The organism is Sulfolobales archaeon (assembly GCA_038897115.1).
Classification (GTDB): Archaea; Thermoproteota; Thermoprotei_A; order Sulfolobales; family AG1; genus AG1.
This window is the reverse complement of the sequence record JAWAXC010000108.1, coordinates 1-6,738: the sequence shown is the minus strand read 5'-3', so window position 1 is coordinate 6,738 and position 6,738 is coordinate 1. Positions and strand designations below refer to the sequence as shown.

Sequence of the window (6,738 nt, the reverse complement as noted above, 5' to 3'; positions counted from 1 at the left end):
CTGTGAGGATCCCAATAGGGTTTGAAGAGGATGTAGTTGTTGATAGATATATCCCACCATCTAGGCTTGATAAAGAAAGGTTCTTCGTAATACAGCTAGACTATGAAAACAAATATCTAGAGGTATATATATTCCATGGGAGGAGTGATAGGGCTTTATACAGAGTTAGGGGAAGGGATCCTAGAAGTGTTGGTAGGGTTGCGCTAAGGCTTTCAGGGATCCAGGATCCCGAGCACGCCCTTTACCTCGGAGTAGAGCTTGCAAGAGCCTACGAGGCCCTGAAGCTTGGGAGGAGGTATGAGCAGGATGAGCAGCTAATCATGTAATAACTATATAGTCTACTCATATCTCAGAGCTCTAACAGGCTCCATCCTAGAGGCTCTCCATGCTGGGTAGAACCCAGCTGCTATACTTACCAACACAGCTATAGAATATGCTACTATGGTCATATCAAGCGGTATTATAGGTGTATATGATAGAGTGATCTGCTGTTGACCTTGCATCTGCGGGCCTGGCCCTCTCTGCTGTGGGGTTCTCAGAAATGTGTAATTGAGAAGGTGGGGGAGGATCTGGGCGCCACCGATTCCCAGCGCTATTCCTATTAAACCACCTATGATCCCTATTAATGAGGACTCAACTATATATAGCATCAATATATCCCTGTTTTTAAATCCCAGAGCCTTCATAACCCCTATCTCCCTCGTCCTCTCCAGAACCGTTATCATCATTATGTTCATCGTGCCTAGACCTGCAACGCTAAGTGATATCCCGGCTATAGATGCTAGGAGTATGCCGAACTGGCCTATTATTGTTGATACCGCCTCGCTAAGCTGTTGTACTGTTAATATTTGGATATTATTTCCATAGATAGTGTTGAGGGTGTTTGATAGATCGTTTACGGTAGCTACATCATTAGCCTTTACTATCAGCATACCATAGGATCTTCTATTTAAGATCTTCATCAGCTCATCTAGCGGAATCACTATAGAGCTGTCTGGAGATACAAAGGGTGTGGATCCGTATTGGGCTAATATCCCCACAACCTGGAGCTGGATCCTCTGTCTAAAGGCTCCAAATCCTATCTCGACTAGAAGGGGTTGCCCTACATATATAGATTGCGAGCCTCCCTGCTCTGGTGGAAAAGCTATTGAATATCCAACAAGAGCTACTGGAACTGGCGCGTCTGGATATATACTTCCATCAAGGATCTTTATATCGCCTAGAAGTGATTCTAGATCTGTGCTTCTAATGCCTAATAGTGTTACTTGGATCTGTTGCCCGGATCTAAATATACTTGCTGGTATCTGGATCACCGGTATTACTTTAGATACTCCTTGGAGCTCTGAGATCCTCGCAACATCTGCTTGTGTTAGTTGATATCCTCTCGGCATGAGGATCATTGTTGATGGACCGAGCTTGTATAGAGTATCTATCACGCTCTGCTGGATCCCTGCTGTCTGGGAGACTAGTGCTATTATACTTGCAACACCTATTGCAACACTTAACATTGTGAGTGCAGCTCTAAGCCTGCGTTGACCAAGATCCTTGGATGCGAGTCTCAAGAGATCCGAAGGCTTCATCTATCTAAACCTCCTCCCCATATATATCCCTATAACTAGCGAGATTATAGCTACAGCTATAAAGTAGAACCACTGAATATTGAGGAGCTCTACAGCGCCTCCTTGCTGTATAGGCCTAGTTACTGTGTTCTGCTGGCCCCCAACTATTAATATTGGTATAGTTATATTTACTGTATATAGAGTTCTTAGATTATCATAATACGTTATCTGTATCGGGATCTCATACCTTCCTGGAGAGGTGGAGTTAGAGGTTATAAGGGTTATCGTGAATGTTGATGGTGAGTTAACCTGCATGTCCCCAATAAATACAGATCTAGAGCCGAAAACCCTTATATTCTGTGTCGCGATAGGAGTAGCTGTTACGGCTGAAGCAGTTATAGTTCCCTGGTTAGTCAGGGTTACCGTTATAGAGAATATCTGCCCTGGAGAGGGTCTCTCAGGTATTATGGTGAAATCTGTTACCTTTATATCTATAATACCTCTAGAAACTATACCGATACCCCTTATTTCATGGAATAGCGTTCCCTCTATATAATAGCTAAGATCTACCTGAATCGTTGCAGATGGAGAGGCAGCAGGAGGAACATATATTTGAAGAGGTAGCTCTAGCGAGGCTCCAGAAGATAGTCTGGGTACCTGGATTACAGAGCCTCCTATAAGTGAAACCTGGCCTCCCAGTGTTGATATTGCTATCTGTAGATTCTCGATAACCCCCTTACCCACGTTTTTGATATAGAGTGTGGCATTGTTTATCTTACCAGTAACTAGTATCTGGGGCTCCATCTCAAGGGATATAGGAGAGGTTAGTGGCTGTGTAAATATGATTAAATAGATATCTCTGCTCTCTGTTCTCAGAGATCCTGTTGCATCGTAATATGTGATGGAGATCTTGAGATTTGCCGTGCTATATGTCTGCTGAGGGGTGGGAGATGTTCTTGTTATGAAGATCGCTATTGTTGCAAGCCAAGAGGCACCTGGATCTAGATTACCAACATAATACCTCCCATCACTGTTGACAAGGGCTATAGGTGTTGTAGGTGTTATATAGAGTGTTAAATTGTATAGAGGGGTATTACCGTTGTTCGTTAAATACAGTGTTATATTATTGAAACCCGGTGTTATGGTGGTTGGAGATATATTCACACCTATCATTGAGACCCCTGCCTCTGATATGTAGAAGCCCAGCTGCTGTGTTAATGCTCTCTGAGATCCGTATTGATCTATATAGGTTATAGATATGGTGATAACAAGTGTAGACCCTGCCAGGGATGATGGTACATAAACCTGGTAGCTGAGTATAACGCTCTTACCGATTCCAAGAAGGCCTACAAATTGTGGGGGAGTTATGCTAGCAGCACCCTGGGCCTGGGGCGATATGGATATGGTTAGATTATAGATATCTGTGCTCCCTATATTTATCAATCTAATAGTTACATTATTAAGAGATCCTGGAATAAGAGTGTTTATAAGGGGTTCCACAGCTATTGAGGCCGTCCTCTGCATCCCAGTATATATTCCTACTTGCTGTGAATAGCTCCTCTGATAGCCATATGGATCTATATATGTGAGGGATATTAAGATAGATAGTGGGGTTTGTTGCATAGTAGGTGGGATATAGATCGATATATTGGCTATTACCCCTTCACCCGGTTTAAGATCGAATTGTCTTGGCTGAAAATCAATAATAGAAGCTGAAGTAGCCTGCACCGATGTTAGTGTGATCTGTTTTGCAGCGCCAGTACCGTTGTTGAATATAAGGAGTTTTAATATATTGACGCCTCCAGGGTCTAGCTGCTGTGTTAAGGGAGATATGGATATATCTACCTTTCCCCTTATATCGAGTGTAACTTCTAAGCTCTGGGAATAGCTAGATCTACTTTGGGTGTCCCATGTTATTATTAGCCTTGCGCTATAGGAGCCTATCACTAGGCTAGGATCTATGCTTACTTGATAGCTAAGCTGTAATACGCTATTCGGCTGTATAGAGGATATATATTGGGAAGCGCTTTGAAGAGATGGGAGGATATTGATCCCTCTTGGGGTTAGCAGTGTGAAGTTAGCGTTATAGATGGTTGAATTGCCTATATATCTCACGGTAATTATTAGGGGCACACCAGAATCTCCAGGTCCTACTTGGACGGGTTGTTGAGGGCCTCCCCATGAGGCGCTGAGAAACTGGAAGTATCCTGGCTGGTATTCCACATTAAATCCGATGGTAATCATATCTGTTCTCTGCGCACCTGTTCCATCTATATAGCTTGCTTGTATCTGAAGATATATTGTCTGGGGGGCTTGTGGGGATACATATATATCGAGAGAAGCGTCTCTACTTTCTAGAACATCTAGATCTCCTATATAGAGCCTTCCATCTCCGCTTATTAATCCAAACTGCTGTGGAATAGATGCTGTGAGCACTAAATTGGAAATCCTAGAAGGCCCTATGTTAATTATTCTAAATTCTACATGGTTGCTAGATCCCGATATAAGTGTCTGCCTCAGAGGAGATATCGAGATTATAGCTTGCACCTGCTGTTTAACATATAAACCCAGCGACTGCGATACGGTTTTCTGGGTGTAGTATGGATTAACATATGTAGCTGTCACTATCAACGAGAGAGGCTGTAGCGATGCTGTAGGGGGCACGTATATCTGGATGTCAACTTCGACATATGATCCTGGATTTATTTTCGTTATCGTTGATGGGGGTTGGGAGAGTATTGAGCCTGGGCCTTGGAGGCTATAGCTCAGGGTAACATTATACGCAGGCCCTGTACCTCTATTATGTATTTTTATCGTGGCATTATTGATTATACCAGGGGTAAGGCTTTTTGGTGATATATCGAATAGAAGGTCGGCTCTACCCCTCAGATCTATAGTCACATTAAAATCTTGATCTAGAACAGCATTATATATAGTTCTCCCTGTAACGTGGAAACTAGCGATGTAAGTACCTATGGGCGTGCTTGGGTCTATTGTGATATAGAATGTAAGGGGGGTGATAGATCCTGCCGGTGTTGGGCCGGTATAAGAGGATACTATAGAGCTTCCATTAACTCCTGTGAAGCCTTTGGGTAGATATAGAGTTCCTTTGAGGCTGACTAGATTGGTTGTTCCTAGATATTGTACATATATTATTAGAGGAGCACTCAGATCCCCTGGAGAAGCTTCTGTACCCCATGAGATGTTTGTTATTATAAAGTACTCGGCCTGCGTATTTCCTAGCTCGGCGGTGGGAATTATAGATAGGATCAATAGTGCAAGGATCTTACCTATATATAATTTAGATTTAAAAATATATATACGCCTATGCATGCTCCCTACCTCCTCAACTCCTCCTTAACTATAACGCCGTCTCTGAGATATATTATCCTATCTGTTTCATATGCAACTTCCATATTATGTGTAACAACCACTATTGTTACACCCATCTCTCTATTAATCTTCTTCAGAAGATCTACAACGATTTTAGCGTTAGATGTATCTAGATTCCCTGTAGGCTCGTCAGCGAGTATTATCTTCGGATTATTCGCAAGAGCCCTTGCTATTGCAACCCTTTGTTGCTCGCCACCGCTTAGCTCTGTAGGCCTCTTCCATATCTTATCTCCGAGCCCTAGTTGCTCTAGAAGCCATTTAGCCCTCCTTCTTCTCTCATCCCTGCTAATTCCGGAGACCATCATAGGCATCTCGGCATTCTCGATCGCACTTAGATATGGGACTAGATTATATTGTTGAAATACAAATCCAATTGTTCTATTTCTAAACTCCGCTAGTCTATTATCTCCGAGCCTTGTTATCTCTACACCATCAACATATATTTTCCCCTTTGTTGGTCTATCAAGTGCTCCTATTAGGTGTAGCATTGTTGTCTTACCACTTCCAGATGGTCCTACTATCGATACGAAGCTTCCCCTATCTATCGAGAGATTTACCCCTCGGAGAGCTGGATATTCAACAGATCCGATCCTATAGATCTTCCATACATCTTTAAGCTCTATCATTGGGGCAATAGGCAACATACCCCCATCGTTATATCCTTATGTAATCCTTATAAGGTTCTGATTTTTCATCAGATGTTCCGACAGATGTTCATCAATATATACTGAGAACAATGCAAAAACTATTTATATATACTCGATATAACCAAAATTATATTAGAGATCACACAGCATTTTGGGACATGGCTTTGGAGGGATTGAAAAGAATAGCTAAATATATGGGTACCCTGGATCTGTTAAGCCGTTCACTCAAGAGTGGTTGTTTAAGCCATCCTCGGGTTCTTCACGGCATAGCTCGGGGTTATGGGAGCTGGGCTCTCCTCACGTACCCCGAGCCCATCGCTATTCTTAAGACACCGAGGTTTATAGAAACATATCATTATGCTCTAGTAGTCTTGAAAGGGTTAAAATAGCCCTAAATAACCGTAAATGATAATGTATCTGCCTCGAAAACCCTAACAACATACAGACCTAGAGGGGATGAGGAGGGGCTCATGATCATTATTTTCGGCTTTTTTCTTCTATGGTCGTTTGTAATTACTGCTCCTAGATGCAGATATCACTTTGTATGTTTTCTTATACGTGTGAGGATCTGTGTGTCAGAGCTCCATCTAAAGAGTCCTAGGTAAATGCCCCAGTTTATTATACACTCGAAGGCCTTGCTTTTTTCTGGTCCATAAAAGGTCTCAAGGATTTTTTCGAGTTCCCCTTTATTCATATATCCCTTTTCACTTATTTCTTTATATATTGTGGAAATGGGCTCTAGCTTTATAGCTAGCTCTCTCAACATTTTCTTGAGGCTTCTGGAGTCGGCTCTAGCGATATCTCTACCCAGGCTTGTGATCTCTAGATCTCCTCTGCTGAGCTTGACAAGGCCTAGGGCCTCTGCTACATCGATCACATTTGGTAGGAGGCCTGCGTCTACATCTACTATCTCGCTTATCTTAGATGTGTCTGCAACGCCGCCTAGGCTATAGAGGATCTCGACGAGCCCTATAACCTGATCGATTGTTACACATATAGGTATCTGAGCCTTTCTATGTTGTGACACCCCGCTTATCCAACCCCCTGAGAATCATAGTTAGGGAAGTTTATATTTAGGTTTCTCAGAAGATTTTCACAAGGGATCTGTAGTTGTTATCCAGCTAGATCTTCAGGATCTT

5 protein-coding genes are annotated in these 6,738 nt (G+C 42.6%); 1 reads left to right on the top strand and 4 read right to left on the bottom strand.

Features of this window, described 5'->3' with window-relative positions; translation table 11 throughout:
• On the top strand, nt 1-326 hold a 326-nt coding region (locus QXE01_10690; GenBank protein ID MEM4971703.1), incomplete at its 5' end, for a hypothetical protein.
• 12 nt (nt 327-338) lie between these two features.
• Here the strand turns inward: QXE01_10690 and QXE01_10685 are convergent.
• The 4 genes from QXE01_10685 to QXE01_10670 all read right to left on the bottom strand — a co-directional run bounded on the left by QXE01_10685 (nt 339) and on the right by QXE01_10670 (nt 6,626).
• Nucleotides 339-1,580 (bottom strand): ABC transporter permease, encoded by a 1,242-nt coding sequence (locus tag QXE01_10685; GenBank protein ID MEM4971702.1) that lies wholly within the window; start codon nt 1,578-1,580, stop codon nt 339-341.
• Nucleotides 1,581-4,892 (bottom strand): hypothetical protein, encoded by a 3,312-nt coding sequence (locus tag QXE01_10680; GenBank protein MEM4971701.1) that lies wholly within the window; start codon nt 4,890-4,892, stop codon nt 1,581-1,583.
• Between the two features lie 5 nt (nt 4,893-4,897).
• On the bottom strand, nt 4,898-5,596 hold the full coding sequence (locus tag QXE01_10675; GenBank protein ID MEM4971700.1) for an ABC transporter ATP-binding protein: 699 nt from the start codon (nt 5,594-5,596) through the stop codon (nt 4,898-4,900).
• Nucleotides 5,597-6,134: 538 nt separating this feature from the next.
• A complete protein-coding gene (locus tag QXE01_10670; protein MEM4971699.1) occupies nt 6,135-6,626 on the bottom strand; it encodes an AAA-associated domain-containing protein in 492 nt (163 codons plus the stop codon).
• Nucleotides 6,627-6,738: the final 112 nt, after the last annotated feature.

Coding starts and splice junctions, on each gene's coding strand:
- QXE01_10685 (MEM4971702.1), bottom strand. CDS start 1,580: ATGAAGCCTTCGGATCTCTTGAGACTCGCATCCAAGGATCTTGGTCAA.
- QXE01_10680 (MEM4971701.1), bottom strand. CDS start 4,892: ATGCATAGGCGTATATATATTTTTAAATCTAAATTATATATAGGTAAG.
- QXE01_10675 (MEM4971700.1), bottom strand. CDS start 5,596: ATGTTGCCTATTGCCCCAATGATAGAGCTTAAAGATGTATGGAAGATC.